The organism is Bradyrhizobium sp., assembly GCF_017881085.1.
GTDB lineage: Bacteria > Pseudomonadota > Alphaproteobacteria > Rhizobiales > Xanthobacteraceae > Bradyrhizobium.
In genome coordinates, this window is sequence record NZ_JADGRI010000011.1 from 1 (window position 1) to 20,211 (window position 20,211).

General features: G+C 64.1%; 22 protein-coding genes. 16 read left to right on the forward strand and 6 right to left on the reverse strand.

What is annotated here, in order from left to right:
- Positions 1 to 356, reverse strand: a 356-nt coding sequence (locus QZ213_RS02245; protein WP_291684416.1) for a peptide deformylase, incomplete at its 3' end; no start/stop codon positions are given.
- A 132-nt stretch (positions 357 to 488) separates the two neighbouring features.
- Between QZ213_RS02245 and QZ213_RS02250 the strand changes: the two genes are divergently transcribed.
- On the forward strand, positions 489 to 1,700 hold the full coding sequence (locus QZ213_RS02250; RefSeq protein WP_291684417.1) for an MFS transporter: 1,212 nt from the start codon (positions 489 to 491) through the stop codon (positions 1,698 to 1,700).
- A gap of 945 nt (positions 1,701 to 2,645) precedes the next feature.
- Positions 2,646 to 3,383: a DUF899 domain-containing protein gene (locus tag QZ213_RS02255; protein WP_291684446.1), complete on the forward strand. Its 738-nt coding sequence runs from the start codon at positions 2,646 to 2,648 to the stop codon at positions 3,381 to 3,383.
- 310 nt (positions 3,384 to 3,693) lie between these two features.
- On the opposite strand, the gene QZ213_RS02260 is transcribed toward QZ213_RS02255, so the two are convergent.
- Positions 3,694 to 4,353, reverse strand: coding sequence for a PQQ-binding-like beta-propeller repeat protein (locus tag QZ213_RS02260; RefSeq protein WP_291684418.1), 660 nt, complete (start codon positions 4,351 to 4,353; stop codon positions 3,694 to 3,696).
- 35 nt (positions 4,354 to 4,388) lie between these two features.
- On the reverse strand, positions 4,389 to 5,609 hold the full coding sequence (locus QZ213_RS02265; protein WP_291684419.1) for a helix-turn-helix domain-containing protein: 1,221 nt from the start codon (positions 5,607 to 5,609) through the stop codon (positions 4,389 to 4,391).
- A gap of 222 nt (positions 5,610 to 5,831) precedes the next feature.
- On the opposite strand from QZ213_RS02265, the gene QZ213_RS02270 reads away from it, so the two are divergent.
- From QZ213_RS02270 to QZ213_RS02280, 3 genes are all read left to right on the forward strand, one after another.
- Positions 5,832 to 6,293, forward strand: coding sequence for a hypothetical protein (locus tag QZ213_RS02270; protein WP_291684420.1), 462 nt, complete (start codon positions 5,832 to 5,834; stop codon positions 6,291 to 6,293).
- Positions 6,293 to 6,640 (forward strand): Lin0512 family protein, encoded by a 348-nt coding sequence (locus QZ213_RS02275; protein ID WP_291684421.1) that lies wholly within the window; start codon positions 6,293 to 6,295, stop codon positions 6,638 to 6,640. The genes QZ213_RS02270 and QZ213_RS02275 overlap by 1 nt, the downstream gene beginning before the upstream one ends.
- 177 nt (positions 6,641 to 6,817) lie before the next feature.
- On the forward strand, positions 6,818 to 7,189 hold the full coding sequence (locus tag QZ213_RS02280; protein ID WP_291684422.1) for an ArsC family reductase: 372 nt from the start codon (positions 6,818 to 6,820) through the stop codon (positions 7,187 to 7,189).
- On the opposite strand, the gene QZ213_RS02285 is transcribed toward QZ213_RS02280, so the two are convergent.
- Positions 7,186 to 7,809 carry a hypothetical protein gene (locus tag QZ213_RS02285; protein WP_291684423.1) on the reverse strand — a complete coding sequence of 208 codons (624 nt, stop codon included), beginning with the start codon at positions 7,807 to 7,809 and terminating at the stop codon, positions 7,186 to 7,188. The two genes, QZ213_RS02280 and QZ213_RS02285, sit on opposite strands and share 4 nt — an antisense overlap.
- Before the next feature lie 7 nt (positions 7,810 to 7,816).
- Positions 7,817 to 8,419 carry a hypothetical protein gene (locus QZ213_RS02290; RefSeq protein ID WP_291684424.1) on the reverse strand — a complete coding sequence of 201 codons (603 nt, stop codon included), beginning with the start codon at positions 8,417 to 8,419 and terminating at the stop codon, positions 7,817 to 7,819.
- A 384-nt stretch (positions 8,420 to 8,803) separates the two neighbouring features.
- Between QZ213_RS02290 and QZ213_RS02295 the strand changes: the two genes are divergently transcribed.
- The 8 genes from QZ213_RS02295 to QZ213_RS02330 all read left to right on the forward strand — a co-directional run bounded on the left by QZ213_RS02295 (position 8,804) and on the right by QZ213_RS02330 (position 16,415).
- Positions 8,804 to 9,559: an ABC transporter ATP-binding protein gene (locus tag QZ213_RS02295; protein ID WP_291684425.1), complete on the forward strand. Its 756-nt coding sequence runs from the start codon at positions 8,804 to 8,806 to the stop codon at positions 9,557 to 9,559.
- 7 nt (positions 9,560 to 9,566) lie between these two features.
- Positions 9,567 to 10,307 (forward strand): ABC transporter ATP-binding protein, encoded by a 741-nt coding sequence (locus QZ213_RS02300; RefSeq protein ID WP_291684447.1) that lies wholly within the window; start codon positions 9,567 to 9,569, stop codon positions 10,305 to 10,307.
- Between the two features lie 37 nt (positions 10,308 to 10,344).
- Positions 10,345 to 11,208, forward strand: a complete 864-nt coding sequence (locus QZ213_RS02305) for a branched-chain amino acid ABC transporter permease (protein ID WP_079568982.1) — start codon at positions 10,345 to 10,347, stop codon at positions 11,206 to 11,208.
- A 1-nt stretch (position 11,209) separates the two neighbouring features.
- Positions 11,210 to 12,178 carry a branched-chain amino acid ABC transporter permease gene (locus tag QZ213_RS02310; protein WP_291684426.1) on the forward strand — a complete coding sequence of 323 codons (969 nt, stop codon included), beginning with the start codon at positions 11,210 to 11,212 and terminating at the stop codon, positions 12,176 to 12,178.
- Between the two features lie 157 nt (positions 12,179 to 12,335).
- Positions 12,336 to 12,980 (forward strand): DUF47 domain-containing protein, encoded by a 645-nt coding sequence (locus QZ213_RS02315; RefSeq protein WP_291684427.1) that lies wholly within the window; start codon positions 12,336 to 12,338, stop codon positions 12,978 to 12,980.
- A 14-nt stretch (positions 12,981 to 12,994) separates the two neighbouring features.
- On the forward strand, positions 12,995 to 14,005 hold the full coding sequence (locus tag QZ213_RS02320; protein WP_291684428.1) for an inorganic phosphate transporter: 1,011 nt from the start codon (positions 12,995 to 12,997) through the stop codon (positions 14,003 to 14,005).
- Between the two features lie 83 nt (positions 14,006 to 14,088).
- Positions 14,089 to 15,708: a peptide chain release factor 3 gene (locus tag QZ213_RS02325; RefSeq protein WP_291684429.1), complete on the forward strand. Its 1,620-nt coding sequence runs from the start codon at positions 14,089 to 14,091 to the stop codon at positions 15,706 to 15,708.
- Positions 15,709 to 15,821: 113 nt separating this feature from the next.
- Positions 15,822 to 16,415, forward strand: a complete 594-nt coding sequence (locus QZ213_RS02330) for a hypothetical protein (RefSeq protein WP_291684430.1) — start codon at positions 15,822 to 15,824, stop codon at positions 16,413 to 16,415.
- A gap of 93 nt (positions 16,416 to 16,508) precedes the next feature.
- On the opposite strand, the gene QZ213_RS02335 is transcribed toward QZ213_RS02330, so the two are convergent.
- Positions 16,509 to 16,913 carry a hypothetical protein gene (locus QZ213_RS02335; RefSeq protein ID WP_291684431.1) on the reverse strand — a complete coding sequence of 135 codons (405 nt, stop codon included), beginning with the start codon at positions 16,911 to 16,913 and terminating at the stop codon, positions 16,509 to 16,511.
- Positions 16,914 to 17,162: 249 nt separating this feature from the next.
- On the opposite strand from QZ213_RS02335, the gene QZ213_RS02340 reads away from it, so the two are divergent.
- Genes QZ213_RS02340 through QZ213_RS02350 form a run of 3 tightly spaced genes read left to right on the forward strand, consistent with a single transcriptional unit; the run spans position 17,163 to position 20,191 of the window.
- Positions 17,163 to 17,747 (forward strand): NnrU family protein, encoded by a 585-nt coding sequence (locus tag QZ213_RS02340; protein ID WP_291684432.1) that lies wholly within the window; start codon positions 17,163 to 17,165, stop codon positions 17,745 to 17,747.
- A 1-nt stretch (position 17,748) separates the two neighbouring features.
- Complete coding sequence (gene panB / locus QZ213_RS02345; protein WP_291684433.1) at positions 17,749 to 18,573, forward strand: 3-methyl-2-oxobutanoate hydroxymethyltransferase; 825 nt, start codon at positions 17,749 to 17,751, stop codon at positions 18,571 to 18,573.
- A 13-nt stretch (positions 18,574 to 18,586) separates the two neighbouring features.
- On the forward strand, positions 18,587 to 20,191 hold the full coding sequence (locus QZ213_RS02350; protein ID WP_291684434.1) for a class I adenylate-forming enzyme family protein: 1,605 nt from the start codon (positions 18,587 to 18,589) through the stop codon (positions 20,189 to 20,191).
- Positions 20,192 to 20,211 lie beyond the last annotated feature (20 nt).

A 20,211-nucleotide genomic window follows, 5' to 3' on the forward strand; every position in this document is an offset into this window, starting at 1 on the left:
TGCAAATTGCCGTCGACGTCGTGATAGCTGATGCGGACGCGCGAATGACGCTGGATATCGTCGTTGACACCGGGCATCGAGACGCTGCCTTCCTGATGCAGGATCGTCTCGGGCGATGCCCAGATGATCTCCGGATTGACATAGGTCTGCGCGCCGTTGATGGGGTCTAGGTCGAGCACCACGACCCGCAGCGGGATGCCGATATGCGGCGCGGTGATCCCGATGCCGGGCGCGGCGTGCATCGTCTCGAGCAGGTCTTGCGCCAGCTCGCGCAGCGCGCCGTCAAAAGCGGTCACCGGCTGCGCCGGAAGCGCAAGCCGAGGGTCGGGATAACGGACAATCGGGCGGATGGTCATGATCTATTGTAATATGCTGGTGAACGTCTCCGGACCCCGGCCGGAAAAAATAATCGGGCATTGCCCCTCAGCCTGTCGGTTCCCGCCCATCCCGTTCGTCTTGCATCCGGAAAGACGCATTGGAGACCAGGAATGGAAAACTCTCGCTATCGCTGGGTGATCGTCGCGGCCGGGGGCCTGCTCGGCTGTGTCGCGATCGGCGGCATGTTCTCGTTGCCGGTGTTTTTGCAGCCGATCGCGCGGGATACCGGCTGGTCGGTCACCGGCGTGTCCAGCGCCATGACCATCGGCTTTCTCGCGATGGCCCTCACCAGCATGATCTGGGGCACCCTGTCCGACCGGTGGGGGCCGCTGCCGGTGGTGCTGACAGGCTCGGTCGTGCTGGCGGCGAGCCTGGGGCTCGCGAGCCTCGCGACCTCGCTGGTCGCGTTCCAGTTCATCTTCGGGCTGATGGTCGGCGCCGCCTGCGCCGCGATCTTTGCGCCGATGATGGCCTGCGTCACCGGCTGGTTCGATACCCATCGCAGCCTTGCGGTGTCGCTGGTTTCGGCTGGCATGGGCATGGCGCCGATGACGATGGCGCCATTGGCCGCGTGGCTGGTCTCGCACCACGACTGGCGCACCTCGATGCAGATCGTGGCCCTCGTCGTCGCAGGGATCATGATCCCGGTTTCGCTCCTGGTGCGCCGCGCGCCCGCGCTCGAAGCCGGAGCGTCCGTGCCGTCAGGCGATCCGGACCAGCCGGAGATGTCGCTGTCGCAGGCGCTGCGATCGCCGCAATTCATCATCCTGCTCGCGACCAACTTCTTCTGCTGCGCCACCCATTCCGGGCCGATCATCCACACCGTAAGCTACGCCGTCAGCTGCGGCATTCCCTTGATATCGGCCGTCACCATCTACAGCGTGGAAGGTTTTGCCGGGATGGGCGGCCGCATCGCCTTCGGTCTGATGGGCGATCGCTTCGGCGCCAAGCGGGTGCTCGTGCTCGGCCTGCTGGCGCAGGCGTTCGGGGCGCTCGGTTATGTGTTCGTGCGCGAACTCGCCGCGTTCTATACCGTGGCGGCGCTGTTCGGCTTCATCTATGCCGGCACCATGCCGCTTTATGCCTCTCTGGCGCGCGAAAACTTTCCGCTGCGGATGATGGGCACCGTGATCGGCGGAACCGCGATGGCCGGCAGCCTGGGCATGGCGACGGGACCGCTGGCCGGCGGTTTGATCTACGACACCTTTGCCAGCTACGCGTGGCTCTATATCGGCTCCTGGATCATGGGCCTTGGCGCGTTCCTGATCGCCATGACGTTCAGGCCGGTGCCATCGGCAGGTCGCGCGCCGGTGCCGGCGTAGAATGCTGCGTTTGTTGCGCACCGCTGATGCGGCCGTCATTGCCTGCGACAAACGCGAAGCGTTTGCGCGAGGGAGCGATAGCGACGAAGCCATCCACATCTCCGCAAGCCGTGCTACGGGCTGCTTCGCGGAGCCTGTCATCGGGCGGCGCTTCGCGCCGACCCGTTGGCTCGCAATGACGATGTGAAGGCAATGTGTGCGACCAATTGACCTGACGGGCAAATCACCGAAAGTCTGTCCAGCCCTTCGCGCAAAAATATTCCGCTTAACTTGTCATGCAAATCACTTCCACATCCCCGCTGTCTCACCCGAGAGAGGGGCGGCTCGCGATCGTCACGAACGTTGCGGTGAGATGCGGTGGACGCTGATGTCACGAGGACGAACGTGGCTTGAGGCGGACGGCGAAGTCGTGTGGTCCTGACGCCCCGGTGCTGGCGTCAAGTTGCGCAGGTTCATTCAGGCGGAGCGACGGTGGCAAGAAAGCCGGTCACCGAGGAGAGCACGAAGGAAACCGTTAAAACCATTGCGCAGGGAAGGCCGGATTGCCTCCGCTGAACCTGTATGCTCGTGTGCGCTTTTCTATCCCTTTTGCACGCGAGACCGCGGGTGCAGCGCGCACCCGGCTTTCCCTGCGCCCTCTGCCTACCAAGGGGGTGAAAGGTTACGCAGGACTCGGGCATCCCGCGCCGCGAGAACGCGGACCCATGTCCCTTACCGTCGGGGTCGGGGGTGTCGGATTGCAGAACGCGCGTCTGGCCGGGTTCACCGGCCGAATCCCGACACACTTGTCACTCCCGCCGTTCGACGTCCGGCGGCAAAATGACCGCATACCAACAGCGAGCGATCGGCCGTGAACGCGAAGACACGACAGATCGCTCCAGTCAGGAGGTTGCGATGACCACGACGACATCACCCGAGAAGGGCCGGAAGGAAGGACAGCACGCCATGAGCACGCGGCCGATTGTGTCGCGGCTGGAGTGGGAGGCTGCGCGCGAGCAGCTTCTCGTCAAGGAGAAGGCCATAATCCGCGCCCGTGACGCGCTGGCCGCCGAGCGGCGGCGGATGCCGTGGCTTGCCGTGGAAAAGGCCTATGTGTTCGACGGGCCCAGGGGCAGAGCGAGCCTGCTCGACCTGTTCGAGGGCCGCCGCCAGTTGATCGTCTACCGCGCCTTCTTCGAGCCCGGCGTGCACGGCTGGCCGGAGCATGCCTGCATCGGCTGTTCGCTTGGGGCCGACCAGGTCGGCCACCTCGCTCACCTGAACGCGCGCGACACGACGCTTGTCTATGCCTCGCGCGCCCCGCAGGCCGACATCGCGCGCCTGAAGGCGCGGATGGAGTGGGACATCCCCTGGTACACCATCACCGACAGTTTTGATGCCGACTTCGGGGTGGATCAATGGCACGGCCACAACGCCTTCATCCGCGATAGCGAGCGCGTGTTCCGCACCTACTTCATCAACAGCCGCGGCGACGAGGCGATGGGCACCCTCTGGAGCTACCTCGACATGACCGCGCTCGGGCGTCAGGAGGAGTGGGAGAAATCGCCGGAGGGCTATCCGCAGAGCCGGCCGTACAAATGGTGGAACTGGCACGACAGCTACGTCCCCGACGCCGCGCCCGACCCGAAATGGGTCAAGGTGTCGGATGCCGGCGAGGCCGCCTTTCGCAAACGCGACGGCTAGTGCGGTCAAGCGTGGCGCACGGTGAGCGGGTCGGGTTCGTCCGTGCCACGAGGGCAGCTCCGGCGCTCCTCAATGGCGACAAACAGAAAACGAAAAGCCCGGCTGGAAAGCCGGGCGGATCGCAAGTAACGCTTAACCATGAGCAATACGGATACTAGATGAAAATCTGCCCGCACCGTCTGTTCAGTTTGTAACACAAGGCCGACGCCATGCGGACTTTTTCGCTCAACACACCTGCAGGGCAGTTCGAGGTCGACCAGGCGTCACGTGCCGCGATGGCCGCTCTTTTTGGACGTGCGTTGTCTCCGCGTCAGCGGACTTGGCCCGCCGCGGCGCCTCGCTTGGGCCGGCGCACGGCTCTGACCTTGCCGCTGCTTCCGCCGCCGCAGAAGAACTGGTCCTTGCCATCGGATTCGAGCCCCGAGACGGCGAGGCCGGGCGGCATCTCGAGCCTCTCGAGGGCCGCTCCCGTGCGAGGATCGATCCGGGTCAAATCGCTCTGGTCGTTTTCCCAGCTGCCGTGCCAGAGCTCGCCGTCGACCCAGGTGACCCCGGTGACGAAGCGGTTGGACTCGATGGTGCGCAGGATCGCGCCGGTTTCGGGATCGATCTGGTGGATCTTGCGTTCGCGGTACTGCCCGACCCAGAGCGTCCCTTCGGCCCAGGCGAGCCCGGAGTCGCCGCCGCCGCCGGGCGCGGGGATGGTGGCGAGCACGCGGCCGGTGTTCGGATCGATCTTCTGGATGCGATCCTCGGCGATCTGGAACAAATGCTCGCCGTCGAAGGCCGTGCCGGCATGCGCGGCGACCTCGATCGAGCGCAGCGTCTTGCCGCTGCCGGGATCAATGGCGGCCAGCTTGTCTCCGGCGGCGATCCAGACCTGCTGGCCGTCATAGGTGACGCCGGCGACCCGCTCGACACCCGGGAAGGGCCCATACTCACGGACGATTTCGGCCGACGATCGCTTCATGCTTCCACCCCCTTCACGCCTGACATGCCCTCATCCTAGTCGCCCGGCAGGGGAGCGGGGAGTAACAAGCTTGTCGGGAATCCCGGCACCGGCGGGGTCATCCAGCGCCGGGCCCGGCCGCGACCGAACCATTGCACCTTGCCTGCTGCCGCAAGCCCGTCGAGGGCCCGCTGCACGGTGCGCTGGCTGGCGCCGAGCGCCAGCGCGAGCGCCGAGCTCGACCAGGATTCGCCGTCGGCGAGGAAGGCCAGCACGTCGGCATATTCCCCGTCGACCGGCCGCGCCAGCACGACGACCTCGCGGCCGCGGCGCGGCACCAGCGCAAAACCCTGTTTCGTCGCGTTCACGCCGGCCAGCGTTCGAAGCGCCTTGCGCAGCCGCCCGATCTCGACCCGCAGCCGCGCGCGATGCGATTCGTCGGCGTGCTTCGCGCCGAAGGCCCGCGCCAGCAGCGTGCCCCTCGGCACGTCAGCGGGCCACGCTTCGCCCAGCGCGCGGGCGAGCGCGAACAACACCGGACGGCTTTCGAGCGAGACCAAGGTATCCGCCTCGCGCACGGCATGACGGCAGGCATCGACGACCAGCGCCTTCGACGCCAGCAATGCTTCGACCTCATCGAGCAGGAGAGGGCGCTCTTCGCCGCGCGCGATCAGGCGCGCCGCGGGCGTGTTCAGGACCAGCGATGCGCTTTCGACCTCCGCCGTCAGCCCGGGGATCGCCGCCGCGTGCGCGGCGCGAGCGGCGCGGGCAAGTGCCGCGCGTGCCGCCTTGGCCCGGAGACGTCGCATCGCGATCCCCGCCACCACCAGTTCGTGGGCGGCCCGCGACGCCGGCGGGAAGGGCGCGGGGTCGAGCTCGGCAAGCGTGCGCTCGGCCGCGTCGAGGCGTCCGATCAGCAGCAGGCGCCGGACGTCGAGATAGCGCGCATGCGCGGCGTTGACCCGGTCGCCATGCGCTTCGAGCGTCACCCGCGCCGCGTCGAGCGCCTTGGCGGGCCAGTTGAGGTCACGCGAGACCAGCGCGATCTCGGCTTCGGCGACGACGCACCTCGCCCGCGCCACCGCCTCCTTCGGACCGAAGGCGCGCGCCGCGCTCCTGAGCAGCGTCTTGGCGCGAACGAGATCGCCGAGCTGCGCCATCGCGATGCCGCGCAGCGCCAGCGCCGGCGCATCGTCGCGCAGCGCGACCCGTTTCAAGGCGCCGAGGGGGTCGCCAGCCGCGAGCGCGCGGCCTGCGGCTGTGATCAGCGAGTCCATCGGAATCCCGTCACACTTGTCACTCTCACCGTCCGATATCGCGGTCCTAATCTATCACGCGACGACAAACCAGTGTCGTCGCGGCGAGAGGGCCATCATGGTCGACTGGACGATCCTGTCCCCAACGTTTCTCACAGCCATTGTCGAATGGGCTGGAGCCGTTGTGACTGTGCTCGCCGTCGGCCCGGGCCAACAGCCCGGGGAAACCAACGGAGAACAACGATGACGGAACACGTGACCGGAACACGCCAGGAGCGGCTGAATGCAAGGCCGGAACTGTTCAAGGCGGAGAAGGACCGCGATGGCCTTTGGCGGGAGAGAACCACGAGCGAGCCCGGTACCGGCGGACCCGCGCGCGACGCGATCGGTTGTGAAAGCGGCAACGCGGCCGCCCTCGGCGCGGCCGGCTGGCTAGGCCTCGCGGCCGCGCCGACCTTCGTCATCATGGCGCTGCTGTCGGTTATTTATGGTCCCGGTTCGGCGGATATGATCTGCGCGGCCGCGCGCGATGCGTCACCGCTGAGCGGAATGGTCCCGATGTACCTGCTGATGAGCGCCTTCCATTCGGCGCCGTGGCTGAAGCTGATCTTCAGCCGGCGCGGCGGCGCCGGCCGGTCCTATGGCGCGGTTCGCGCGAACCGGATATTGACAGTCTCTGAAAACGGGAAAAGGCAGGGACTCTGATGGCACGCGTGCGCTGTATCACCGAAATGGGCATGGGCGTCGATGTTCACGGCAAGGATTCCACCAAGGCAGCCAAACGCGCGGTCTCCGACGCCATCCGCCATTCCAGCCTCGGGTTCTTCCGGATGCTGGGCAAGACGGCGAAGGACATGTTCGTCGATGTCACCATCGCGGTGCCCGATCCCGGCGCGGTCGACACGGCAGCGGTCGCGAAGGAGCTGCCTTACGGAACGGTGACCGTGTCAGCGGTCAAGGGCGGGCTCGAGATTCCGGCCGAGCAGGGCGGCGATGCCATCATCATCGCCAATGCCGCCGTGATTGTCAGTCTCGATGACGGGGCGGGTTAGAGAAAGCCGGGAATGACCGCATGTCGAAGCTACATCCGCTTGATCATCCCGTCTGGCATGCTCTGACCACACGGCAAGCGGGAAGGAATGTCTGATGCGCTGTGGGGCGTCTTACTCGAGCTGCTTACGGTACCCTACCATAGCCGGCCGCACACCGTTATTCTGGAATGAGCCGACATGACCATCACCATCTACGGCATCAAGAACTGCGACACCATGAAGAAGGCGCGCGCCTGGCTCGACAGCCACGGTGTCGCCTATCATTTCCATGACTACAAGAGCGAAGGCATCGCCAAGGACAAGCTGAAAGCCTGGAGCGACGAGGTCGGCTGGGAAACCCTGCTCAACCGGGCCGGCACGACCTTCCGCAAATTGCCCGACGGCGACAGAGAGGGCCTTAGCGTGGGCAAGGCGCTCGCCTTGATGCTGGCGCAACCCTCGATGATCAAGCGGCCGGTGCTCGACCTCGGCGGCAAATTGCTGGTCGGCTTCAAGCCGGAGCTTTATGCAAAGGAGGTCAAGCCGTCGGGCGCGACGCGGAAACGCTAGCTCAGGTCGATAATATCTTCCGACGCGCGGACATGCGTGGAACTGCGAACGATGTCCTGGTCGATGACAGCCCTGACGATGATCTGCGGTATGGCCCGGGGCCGCATTCCCATCAGGTTACTGATCTTGAAGTGGCCATCGATGCTGATGGCCTTGTAGGACCCGACGATCTGCTCGACGCGGCCTGCGCTGCCGAACGGCAGCAGCAGGCGCTCATATTGGACGTCCTTGCCGTCCGGATCCTGCACCATGGATATCGAATAGGTCGGCCGCTTGCACGCGAGGCAGGTGCGGTACAGGGTCACGACGTGTTCGTATCGCTCGGGACCGATCGCGTCGTCGAGATAACGGTTGGTGAGCTTGCGGGGATCGAGGTGCTCGCTGCCATAGACCTTGGTCAGCGTTGCCCCCTCCTGGGTAATCAGGAACCGCGCCTCGTCGCCACGGCCCTCGACGACAAATCCCATCATGTCCGGAAGCTCGTCGGCGAGGCACTCCGGCCGGTAATCGGCGAGGTCAGGCAGGGGGCGTGGCTTGACCACCGTGCGCAGCCAGGTGTTGAGAAGATCGCGTTGTCGGATGGATCGGACAACCGAGGGATTGGCGCTCTCGAATCGCATTCGCGTGCTAGCCGAATTCGATCAGGTCGCCGGAGGGAATGCGGCCGGGGGCGCGGTGGAAGAGGTCGCGGTCGATCACGCTGCGAAGTTTTGGCGTCGGCAGCGCGTCGTTTCCCCGCATCAGGTTCTTGATCTCGAAACCGCCGTCCTCGCTGATGGTCTTCAACGAGGCGATCAAATGGCTGACGCCGCCGCCTTCCGAGAACGGCAGCAGCAGCCGCTCATATGCGACGATCCGTCCGTAGAGGTCGTCGATGCTGGAGATGGTGTAGACGGGCAAGCAGCTAGCGACGCATTTATAGTAGACCGGCATTACCACGGGCACGAGTCTCGCTCCGATATAGTCGTCGAGATATTTGCCCTTGCCGGTGTTGCCGTAGGCGTTCGACATTCGCGTGCCGTCGCTCTGGATCGTCAGGCGCGGGGGCTGCTCGGCGGTATCGACGGTGTAATAGACGAGATCCGCGAGCTCATCGGCGAGGCGCTCGGGATGGTATTCCTCGACGCGCGGCAATTTCTGCTCGCGGGAGTAGAGCCGCAGCCAGGTGTTCAACAGGTCCCGCTGCTTGATCGACTTAACGACCGACGGGTTGGCGCTCTCGAAATCCACCGCTGCGATCCGTTCCCAATACCAAGACAATCAAAACACCCAACCATCGATTGGACAGGCAAATATTGTGTGAAACCGTAAGATTGCATCTAAACACCGTTAATGACGGCTTTCCGGACCCGGCTGGAAGGGCTGCCGAACACATCGGGCAACCCCTCAATAGTGCCTTCCAAGCAATTGGACTTATGGCGAATTCGCATCCCCCGCTCGCCCTGCCGGTGCCCAGCTTTCCGTCTTGCGCAAGGCAGGCCGTTGACGGCATATTCCGGCCCGGAGGGGCAGGGTCCGGGACGCCTTCCAAGCGGCGTCCCTAAAGAGACCTGCCGGTTAGGAAAATTAGCCATGCGCGAGGCATCGCGGCAATGGTTGATGGGGGAAATTTGATTGGCTGATGAGTTCATTCTCGAAACCCGCGGATTGACCAAGGAATTCGCGGGGTTCTTCGCTGTTCGCGATGTCGATCTTCGGGTCCGGCGCGGCAGCATTCACGCGCTGATCGGTCCGAACGGGGCCGGCAAGACCACGTGCTTCAACCTCTTGACCAAGTTCCTGAAGCCTTCGGCCGGCCAGATCCTGTACAAGGGACAGGATATCACGGCGACGGCGCCGGCCGACGTGGCGCGCCTGGGCCTGGTGCGCTCGTTCCAGATTTCGGCGGTGTTTCCGCATCTGACCGCGCTGGAAAATGTCAGGGTTGCGCTGCAGCGTCAGCACGGACATTCCTTCGATTTCTGGCGCTCCAAATCGGTGCTCGACCGCTTCAACGGGCGTGCCCTTGAACTGCTCGACGATGTCGGCTTGAGCGAGTTCGCAAAGACGCCGGCGGTCGAAATGCCCTACGGACGCAAGCGCGCGCTCGAGATTGCAACCACGCTGGCGCTCGATCCGGAGATGATGCTGCTCGACGAGCCGATGGCCGGCATGGGACACGAGGACATCGACAAGATCGCGGCTCTGATCAAGCGTATCTCCGCCAAATACACCATCCTGATGGTCGAACATAATCTCAACGTCGTGGCCAATCTGTCCGATATCATCACCGTGCTGACGCGCGGCCAGGTGCTTGCGGAAGGCAATTATGCTGAGTTGACCAAGGACGAGCGCGTCAAGGAAGCCTATCTGGGGGCGGGGCATGGCTGATTTGAAAATGGCCGATGCCGCGACAAAGCCCGCAACCGCGACCGGCGCTTCGCCGGTGCTGGCGGTGCAGGACCTGCAGGCCTGGTACGGCGAGTCGCACATCCTTCACGGTATCAACTTCAATGTGAATGCCGGCGAAGTGGTGACGCTGCTCGGACGCAACGGCGCCGGCAAGACCACCACGCTGAAATCGGTGATGGGGATCATCGGCAAGCGCACCGGCTCGGTCCGGTTCGACGGCCAGGAGATCATCCGCGCTTCCTCCGACAAGATCGCGCGCATGGGCGTTGCGTTCTGCCCGGAGGAGCGCGGGATTTTCGCCAGTCTCGACGTCCGGGAAAATCTGCTGTTGCCGCCGATCGTGCGCCCGGGCGGCCTGTCGCTGGAGCAGATCTTCGACCTGTTTCCCAATCTCAAGGAGCGGCTCGACAGCCAGGGCACCAAATTGTCGGGCGGCGAGCAGCAGATGCTGGCGATCGCGCGTATCCTGCGCACCGGCGCGCGCTTCCTGATGCTGGACGAGCCGACCGAGGGGCTGGCGCCCGTCATCATCCAGCAGATCGGCCACACCATCGCGCGGCTCAAGAAGGAGGGTTTTACCATCCTTCTGGTCGAGCAGAATTTCCGCTTCGCCGCCACCGTGGCGGACCGCTACTACATCGTCGAACATGGCAAGGTGATCGACGGCTTCGCCAACGCCGATCTGCAGGCCAACATGGACAAGCTCCACACTTATCTCGGCGTCTGAAAGCAGTCAGAAGAGCTGGTTACGAAAGATCTGATCGATGCAAGCGCTCTACGCACAGCTTCTGGTGGGACTGATCAACGGCTCGTTTTACGCGCTGCTCAGTCTCGGGCTCGCCGTGATCTTCGGCATGCTCAACATCATCAATTTCGCCCACGGCGCGGTCTACATGATGGGCGCTTTCGTCGCCTATTTCCTCCTCAACGTCGCGGGCATCGGCTATTGGCCGGCGCTGATCATCGCGCCGATCGTGGTCGGCATTTTCGGCATGATCCTGGAGCGGACCATGCTGCAATGGCTTGCAGGCCTCGATCATCTCTACGGGCTGTTGCTCACCTTTGGGCTGGCTCTGATCATACAGGGCGTGTTCCAGAACTATTTCGGCTCGTCCGGTCTGCCCTATTCGATCCCGGACGAATTGAAGGGCGGCATGAACCTCGGCTTCATGTACCTGCCGATCTATCGCGGCTGGGTGGTGATCTTTTCGCTGATCGTTTGTATTGGAACCTGGTACCTGATCGAACGCACCCGGCTTGGAGCTTACCTGCGCGCCGCGACCGAAAATCCGACCCTGGTCCGCGCCTTCGGCATCAACGTGCCGCGCATGATCACCCTGACCTATGGACTCGGCGTCGGCCTTGCCGCACTCGCCGGGGTATTGTCGGCGCCGATCAACCAGGTGCGGCCTCTGATGGGTGAGAATGTCATTATCGTGGTGTTCGCGGTGGTGGTGATCGGCGGCATGGGTTCGATCATGGGATCGATCATCACGGGCTTTGCGCTGGGCGTGATCGAGGGTTTGACCAAGTACTTCTATCCGGAGGCCTCCAACACCGTGGTATTTGTTCTCATGGTGCTGGTGCTGCTGGTGAAGCCAACAGGACTGACAGGACGGGCGGCCTAACATGACGGCGATGACCGACGATTCGATTCCGGTGACCCCACGCGCCATCCACGACGAGATGATCGCGTTCGGCATTATGGCCGCGCTGCTTCTGGTCGTACCGTTGACCGGCATCTACCCGTTCTTCGTGATGCAGGCGCTGTGCTTTGCACTGCTGGCCTGCGCCTTCAACCTCCTGATCGGTTACGGCGGCTTGCTGTCGTTCGGCCACGCGATGTTTCTGGGCACGGCCGGCTACTGTACGGCGCACGCGCTGAAAGTGTGGGGGGTGTCGCCCGAACTCGGAATCCTGGTCGGCACCGCCGGCGCTGCGGCGCTGGCCGTGATCACCGGCCTGGTCGCGATTCGTCGCCAGGGCATCTATTTCGCGATGATCACGCTGGCGCTGTCGCAGCTTCTGTTCTTCATCTACCTGCAGGCGCCGTTCACCCATGGCGAAGACGGCATTCAGGGCATTCCGCAAGGCCGTCTGTTCGGAGTTTTCAATCTCGCCAACCCGACGATCCTCTATTACGTGATCCTCGCCGGCTTCCTGTTCGGTTTTCTGGTGATTTTCCGCACCATCAACTCGCCGTTCGGCGAGGTGCTGAAAGCGATCCGGGAGAACGAGCCGCGCGCGATCTCGCTCGGCTACAAGACCGATCAGTACAAGCTGCTAGCTTATATTCTATCGGGAACGCTGGCCGGATTGGCAGGCGCGCTGAAGGTGTTTGTCGCGCAAAATGCCTCGTTGACAGACGTCGAAGTGGCGATGTCCGGGCAAATCGTGCTGATGACGCTGGTCGGCGGTCTCGGCACCGTGTTTGGCCCGGTGGTTGGCGCTTTCATCATTGTCGCCATGCAACAATACCTGTCCGGTCTCGGGCAATGGGTGACGGTGATCCAGGGCGCGGTGTTCGTGGTCTGCGTGCTGACGTTCCGCCGCGGCATCATTGGCGAAGTCGCGCATTATTTCCGCCGATCGCTCTGAAAAGGGCCGTTTTTTGGAACATTTTCGGTCTACAAAGCGGTGGATGACCGGGTTCTATCATGCCGCGGGCTGGCCGCCTGGTCGGCAAAGTGGTCTATGACAGTTCTGTGACAGGCCGCTCTGGCCGGCCTTTTTCCGTAAATTTGGGACATATGCGATGCTGCGTTGGTTTCGCGCCTTTCTCCCCAGGGAGGAACGGTTTTTTGAGCTGTTTGCCCGGCATTCCCAGACCTGCGTGCAGGGTGCGCTGGCGTTGCAGGGCATGCTGCGCGGCGGCGAGGAAACCCCGGTGTTCTGCCAGCGCGTCAACCAGTTCGAAAATGACGCCGACAACATTACCCGCGAGGTGCTGACGGCGGTGCGCCGGACCTTCATCACCCCATTCGACCGTGGCGACATCAAGAACCTGATCACCGCGATGGACGACGCCATCGATCAGATGCAGCAGACCGCCAAGGCCGTTATCCTGTTCGAGGTCCGCACCTTCGAGCCGCCGATGCGCGAAATGGGAACGTTGCTGGTGGAATGCGCCAACCTGGTTGGCCGCGCGCTGCCGCTGCTGCAGTCGATCGGCGCCAATGTCGCGATGCTGACCGCGATCACCGAGGAACTGACCAAGCTGGAAGGGCGCGTGGATGATCTCCACGACATCGGTCTGAAGGAGCTATTCCTCAAGCACCGCAACGCCAACACGATGGATTTCATCGTCGGCGCGGAGATCTACGACCACCTCGAGAAAGTCGCCGACCGCTTCGACGACGTCGCCAATGAGATCAACAGTATCGTGATCGAACAGGTATAGGGCAGGGCCATCAAGTGGACGCCACGCTTGGTCTTCCTATCCTGTTCGGATTGATCGCGGTCGCGTTGCTGTTCGACTTCCTCAACGGACTGCACGACGCCGCCAACTCGATCGCGACCATCGTGTCGACCCGGGTGCTGCGGCCGCAATACGCGGTGCTGTGGGCGGCGTTCTTCAATTTCGTCGCCTTCACGGTGTTCGGGCTCAACGTCGCCCACACCATCGGTACGGGTATCGTCGAACCCAGCGTCATCGATACCCAGGTGATCTTCGCAGCCCTGATCGGCGCCATCGTCTGGAACCTGATCACCTGGGGACTGGGCATCCCGTCCTCCAGCTCGCACGCGCTGATCGGCGGGCTGGTCGGGGGCGGCATGGCCAAGGCGGGACTTTCGGCCGCGGTCTGGAGCGGGCTGACGAAGACGCTGGTGGCGATCGTGCTGTCGCCGCTGTTCGGATTCCTGCTGGCGATGGTGCTGGTTGCGATCGTTTCCTGGGCGTCGGTACGCTCCACGCCGTTCGCGGTCGACCGCGCCTTCCGCATCCTGCAATTCGCCTCGGCGTCGCTGTATTCGCTCGGCCATGGCGGCAACGACGCGCAGAAGACCATGGGCATCATCGCGGTCCTGCTGTTTTCGCAGGGGCAGCTGGGCACCGAATTCTACGTTCCGTTCTGGGTGGTGCTGTCCTGCCAGGCGGCCATGGCGCTGGGCACCCTGATGGGCGGCTGGCGGATCGTCCGCACCATGGGCCTACGCATTACCAAACTGACCCCGATGCAGGGATTTTGCGCGGAAACCGGCGGCGCCGCGACCCTGTTCATAGCGACCTTTCTCGGCGTTCCCGTCTCGACCACCCACACCATCACCGGCGCCATCGTCGGCGTCGGCGCGGCAAGGCGGGTTTCGGCGGTGCGCTGGAACGTGGCAAGCTCGATCGTCTATGCCTGGGTGATTACCATCCCGGCTTCCGCCGGCGTCGCCGCTTTGGCCTATTGGGCGGTATCGTTGTTGGGTTACCGCTGATTGGAGTTTGGCCGCGCAATCCCTATATCGGAGGTGCCGATCCTCCTTGATCCAGCCCGGTTTCCCTGCCAAACGCTCGATTCATGTCCGACCTCGCCATAGCAACCGAATCGCCGTCCCGCAGCCCGCTCGCCGCGGAGGTGGCGCGGCGGCGCACCTTTGCCATCATCTCCCACCCCGACGCCGGCAAGACCACGCTGACCGAAAAACTGCTGCTGTTCGGCGGCGCCATCAATCTGGCCGGCCAGGTCAAGGCCAAGGGCGAACGCCGCAACACCCGTTCCGACTGGATGAAGATCGAGCGCGAGCGCGGCATTTCCGTCGTCACCTCGGTGATGACCTTCGAATTCGAGGGGCTGGTGTTCAACCTCCTGGACACGCCGGGCCACGAGGATTTTTCGGAAGATACCTATCGCACGCTGACCGCGGTCGATTCCGCGGTCATGGTGATCGACGCCGCCAAGGGCATCGAGGCGCGGACGCGAAAGCTGTTCGAAGTCTGCCGGCTCCGCGACATCCCGATCATCACCTTCATCAACAAGATGGACCGCGAGAGCCGCGACACCTTCGATCTGCTCGACGAGATCGAAAAGACGCTGGCGCTCGATACGACGCCGATGACCTGGCCGGTCGGCCGCGGCCGCGATTTCCTCGGCACCTACGATCTCGCCACCGGCGGCATCCGCCTGCTCGAAGGCGGCGGCGCCAAGACCGGTGCCGCCCAACAGATCGATATCGCCGATCTCGCCGGCCGCAATGCCAATCTCGACATCGGCGAGATCAAGGAAGAGCTCGCGCTGGTGTCGGAGGCCTGCAAGCCGTTCGAGCTGGAAGCGTTCCGCGAGGGCCACCTGACGCCGGTGTATTTCGGCAGCGCGCTGCGCAATTTCGGCGTCGGCGATTTGCTGGAGGGGTTGGGGCGCTTCGCGCCGCCGCCGCGCGCGCAGGAATCCAATCTGCGCAAGGTCGAGGCGGCGGAGCCGCACATGAGCGCCTTCGTGTTCAAGATCCAGGCCAACATGGATCCGAACCATCGCGACCGCATCGCGTTTGCGCGGCTGTGCTCGGGCAAATTGACCCGCGGCATGAAGGCAAGACTAGTGCGGACCGGCAAGAACATGTCGCTGTCCAGCCCGCAATTCTTCTTCGCCCAGGACCGCGCACTGGCCGACGAAGCCTTTGCCGGCGATGTCGTCGGCATCCCCAACCACGGCACGTTGCGGATCGGCGACACCCTGACCGAGGGCGAGGATCTCACCTTCGTCGGCGTGCCCTCATTCGCACCGGAAATCGTCCGCCGCGTCCGGTTGACCGATGCGATGAAGGCCAAGAAGCTGAAAGAAGCGCTGCAGCAGATGTCGGAGGAGGGCGTGGTGCAGGTGTTCCGCCCGCGCGACGGCGCGCCGGCATTGGTCGGCGTGGTCGGCCCGCTGCAGCTCGACGTGCTGAAGGCGCGGCTCGATGCCGAATATTCGCTGCCGGTCGAATTCGAGGTTTCCGAGTTCCAGCTGGCGCGCTGGATTTCGTGCGACGACCGCAAGAAGCTGGAGGCCTTCATCGCCGCCAACGGCTCCGGCGTCGCCGACGACGTCGACGGCGATCCGGTGTTTCTGGCGAAGAATGAATTCTACCTGGGCTACACCAAGGAACGCGCCGAGGGCATCGTGTTTTCCAGCATCAAGGACGTGAAGAAGAAGGCGTAAGGCGGGCTGCCCGCGCCGTTGAATGAACGCAGGGTTGTGAACGAAGCCCCTCTTGATCCCGCCCGTCGTCGGCATCATCTCGGTGACGCACCTGGCTGCCCCATCGAGGACCCATGCTCCGGCGCATCGATTTCTGTCTCATGATTGCCATTGGCGGAATGGTCGCTACCGGCGGCGCCGAAGCGCGGCCGCGGCACATCGACGCCACGCCGTTTTCCCACGCGCCTTGCAGCGTGCTGAGCGGGCGGCCGTGCACGCCGTCGACTTGCAGCGTGCTCAATCGTGGGCCGTGCATTCCCGAGATCGATTATCCCTACGGCGAAAATCTGCAGCTGACGATCGAAACCGTGCCGCCGCAGGACGACGCGACAAAGTATCAAAAGCCCGACCACGATCTCCAAACCATCGGCGATCTCTTTGCCGCACTACGCTCCTGCTGGTCGCCGCCGCCGGCTAATGCGGCCCGCGAGGACATGCAGATGACGGTGCGCTTCAGTTTCAACCGGTCGGGCGGGATCATCGGCGCACCGCGCATGACCTTTGCGACGGCGGACGCGCCTGCCGATGTGCGCGCCGCCTATCTCAAGGCCATCGACGTCTCGCTGAATGCTTGTGCCCCGCTGAAATTCTCCGGTGGGCTGGGCGGCGCGCTCGCCGGGCGGCCGATCGCGATCCGCTATGTCGATAATCGCGAACTGAAGCAGTAGGGCCGGCCAAATTATCTGATCAAGGAGATCGTTTCCCGTTACAGCCGCAAAAAAAGGCGGCCCACCGGGCCGCCTCTATCGCAATTGCGGTGATTACTGGCAGAGATGCCGGCGGCCGTCTTCGCCGCGGAACCAGGTGCCGGGCTGACAGACGAAGCCGTTGCGCGCCGCATAGCCGTTGTCGTAACCGCCGTTGTAACCATTATAACCGTTATCGTAGGCATATGAATCGTCATAATAGCCGGGGCCGTAACCATAACCGGGGCCGTAGCCGCCATAAGCGCCACCGATCACCGCGCCGGCAACCAGGCCGGCCGCGATTCCCGGTCCAATCCCGCCGTGACCGCGGAATCCGCCGCCTCTAAAACCACCGCCCGCGAAGTGGGCGCCGCCGCCGTGAAAGCCGCCGCCACCATGTCCGCCCCGCGCGAGCGCCGGGGACGATGCTGCGAGTGCTATTGCCAGACAGGCAGCGCCTATCGTTCCAAATCTTGTCATGACTGTTTCTCCTGATGAGTCGAGGAGGCAATAGCCGGGGGTCTGAAATGTTCCGCTCCGGACCGTGTTATAATGCGGTCTGAATAGCTCAATGGCTGGAGCCAGACTCTTTATTCCGGGTCCGGTCCTTCGGACCGTCCCGGGATGAAGACAGGGCGTATGGCTTGCGCGCATTTTAGCGCATTGCGGCCTGCGCCCCTAAAGTGTTACCCGAAGCCCACAAACGGGGCGCTAGCGGAGGAGAGCATCATGGGACTGGCGGTGATGGTCGCGGGGCTGGTGTTGTTCCTGGGCGCCCATACGCTGACGACGCAGCGCGACCTGCGCGCCGGCCTGATCGCGTCATGGGGCGAGGGCGGCTACAAGATCGGCTACGCGCTGGTCTCGCTCGCAGGGCTGGCGCTGATCGTCTGGGGCTTTGCGCATTATCGCGCCGACGGCATGATCGAACTCTGGACCCCGCCGCGGGCGCTGAAGCACCTCGCGGTCGCCTTGATGCTTCCGGCCGTCATCCTGGTGGTGGCGGCCTATATCCGCGGCCGCATCTACACGACGATCAAGCACCCGATGCTGTCGGGCGTCAAATTGTGGGCGGCGGCGCATCTCATTGCCAATGGCGATCTCGGCGGCATCATCCTGTTCGGCTCGTTCCTGGGCTGGGCGGTTTTCGACCGCATCTCGCTGAAACGCCGCGCGGACCCGGGCGCACCGCCGATACCCGTGGGCGGCCTCGGCAACGACATGATCGCAGTCGCGGTCGGGATTGTCGCCTATCTGGCGCTGGTTTTCGCGTTTCATCCCGTCGTGATCGGCATCCCCGTCGTCGGAGCCTGATATGTCCGTTCAATCCGCCATCAGGCGCAAGACCGCGCCGGATATCCGCGCCCGCAAGAATGGCGAGCCGATCGTGATGCTGACCTCGTATCACGCCCATACCGCAGCCTTGGTCGATCGCCATTGCGACGTCATCCTGGTCGGCGATTCCCTCGGCAATGTGATGCATGGTTTCGAGACCACGGTACCTGTGACGCTCGACATGATGATTCTACAGGGCCATGCGGTGATGCGCGGCTCGCAGCACGCGCTGGTCGTGGTCGACATGCCCTTCGGCTCCTATGAGGCCTCCAAAGAGCAGGCGTTTCATTCCGCGGTGCGAATCCTGAAGGAAACCCATTGCGGCGCCGTCAAGCTCGAGGGCGGCGCGCGGATGGCGGACACGGTGGCGTTCCTCTCCGAGCGCGGCATTCCCGTGATGGGCCATATCGGGCTGACGCCGCAATCGATCAACACGCTCGGCTCGTTTCGCGCCCAGGGCCGCGAGGAGGGCAGCTGGGGGCCGATCGAGAGCGACGCACGCGCGATTGCGCAGGCCGGCGCCTTCTCGGTCGTGATCGAGGCCGTCGCCGAGCCGTTGGCGCGGAAGATCACCGAGGCCATCGAAATTCCCACCATCGGCATCGGCGCCAGTGCGGCCTGCGACGGCCAGGTGCTGGTGCTGGAGGACATGCTCGGGCTGTCGCCGCGCACCCCGAAATTTGTTCGCCGCTACGGCGATCTCGGACCCGTGATCGCGGCCGCGATCGAGGGCTACGCCAGGGACGTGCGCTCGCGCGCCTTCCCGGGGCCGGAGCATGTCTACGGCATGAAGGCCAAGAGCTAGAGCGAGGCGCGACATGGACTGGTCGCATTATTCGATTCCCGCGATGAGGCTCGAGGCGCGCTTTGGCGACCGCGTGGTGTCGGCGTTTTGCGACCGGCCGAGCAGCCTCTGGGCGATGATCTCGGCGGCGGCATCGCGAAATCCCGACGGCGAGGCGCTGGTCTGCGGCGAGCGGCGCATGAGCTGGCGCGAGGTCGCGCAGCAATCGGCGCAAATCGCCGCGGGCTTGCGCCGGATGGGCGTGCAAAGCGGCGACCGGATCGCGGTCCTGCTCGGCAACCGCATCGAGTTCGTGCTGGCGCTGTTCGGCGCGGCGCATATCGGTGCGGTGACGGTGTTGCTCAGCACCCGCCAGCAAAAGCCTGAGATCGCCTATGTGCTGACCGACTGCGGCGCGAAACTCCTGATCCATGAGGCCGCGCTCGCCGACCGTCTGCCCGACGCGCGCGACGTTCCCGACCTGAGGCATCGGATCGCCGTCGACGACGACGCAGGCGCGTCGCAATTTTCCAGCTTGGTCGAGAGCGGGCCTTCGCCGGCGCCCGCCGAAATCGACGAAGAAGACACCGCGATGATCCTCTACACGTCAGGCACCACCGGCCGGCCGAAAGGCGCGATGCTGGCGCATTGCAACATCATCCACTCCGCGATGATCTATCAAGCCTGCATGGAGTTGACCCGGGCGGACCGTTCGATCGCGGCGGTGCCGCTCGCGCATGTCACCGGCGTGGTCGCCAACATCATGAGCATGGCGCGTTGCGCGGGTACGCTGATCATCGTCGCGGAGTTCAAAGCCGCCGAATACCTGAAAGTCGCCGCGCGCGAACGCGTCACGCAAACCGTGATGGTGCCGGCGATGTATAATCTCTGCCTGCTGCAGGCGAACTTTGACAGTTTCGATCTGTCGGCGTGGCGCATTGGAGGGTATGGCGGAGCGCCGATGCCGATCGCGACCATCGCGAAGCTCGCGGTCAAGGTTCCCGGTCTGAAGCTGATCAACGCCTATGGCTCGACGGAAACCACCTCGCCCTCGACGATCATGCCGCCGGAACTGACCGCCGCGCACATCGACAGCGTCGGCTTGCCCTGTCCGGGCGCCGAGATCCTGGTGATGGACGCCGCAGGCCGCGAACTGCCGCGCGGCGAGATCGGCGAAATCTGGATCCGCTCGGGCTCCGTGATAAAAGGCTACTGGAACAATCCGAAGGCGACGGCCGAAAGTTTTACCGGCGGCTTCTGGCATTCCGGCGATCTCGGCTCGATCGACGCACAGGATTTCGTGCGGGTGTTCGACCGCCAGAAGGACATGATCAACCGCGGCGGCCTGAAGATCTATTCCGCCGAGGTCGAATCGGTGCTGGCGGGCCATCCCGGCGTGGTCGAGAGCGCCATCATCGCCAAACCATGCCCGGTGCTGGGCGAGCGCGTGCACGCGGTGATCGTGACCCGCAGCGGCGACGTCACCGAATCCGTCCTGCGCGCCTGGTGCGCCGAGCGGCTCTCCGACTACAAGGTGCCGGAGACGATGGCGCTGACGTCAGAGCCGCTGCCCCGCAACGCCAACGGCAAGGTGATGAAGCGCGAGCTGCGCGAGGCCTGGGCGGCGAGGCAGGCGTAAGGGCTGTTTTGGGCTCGTTT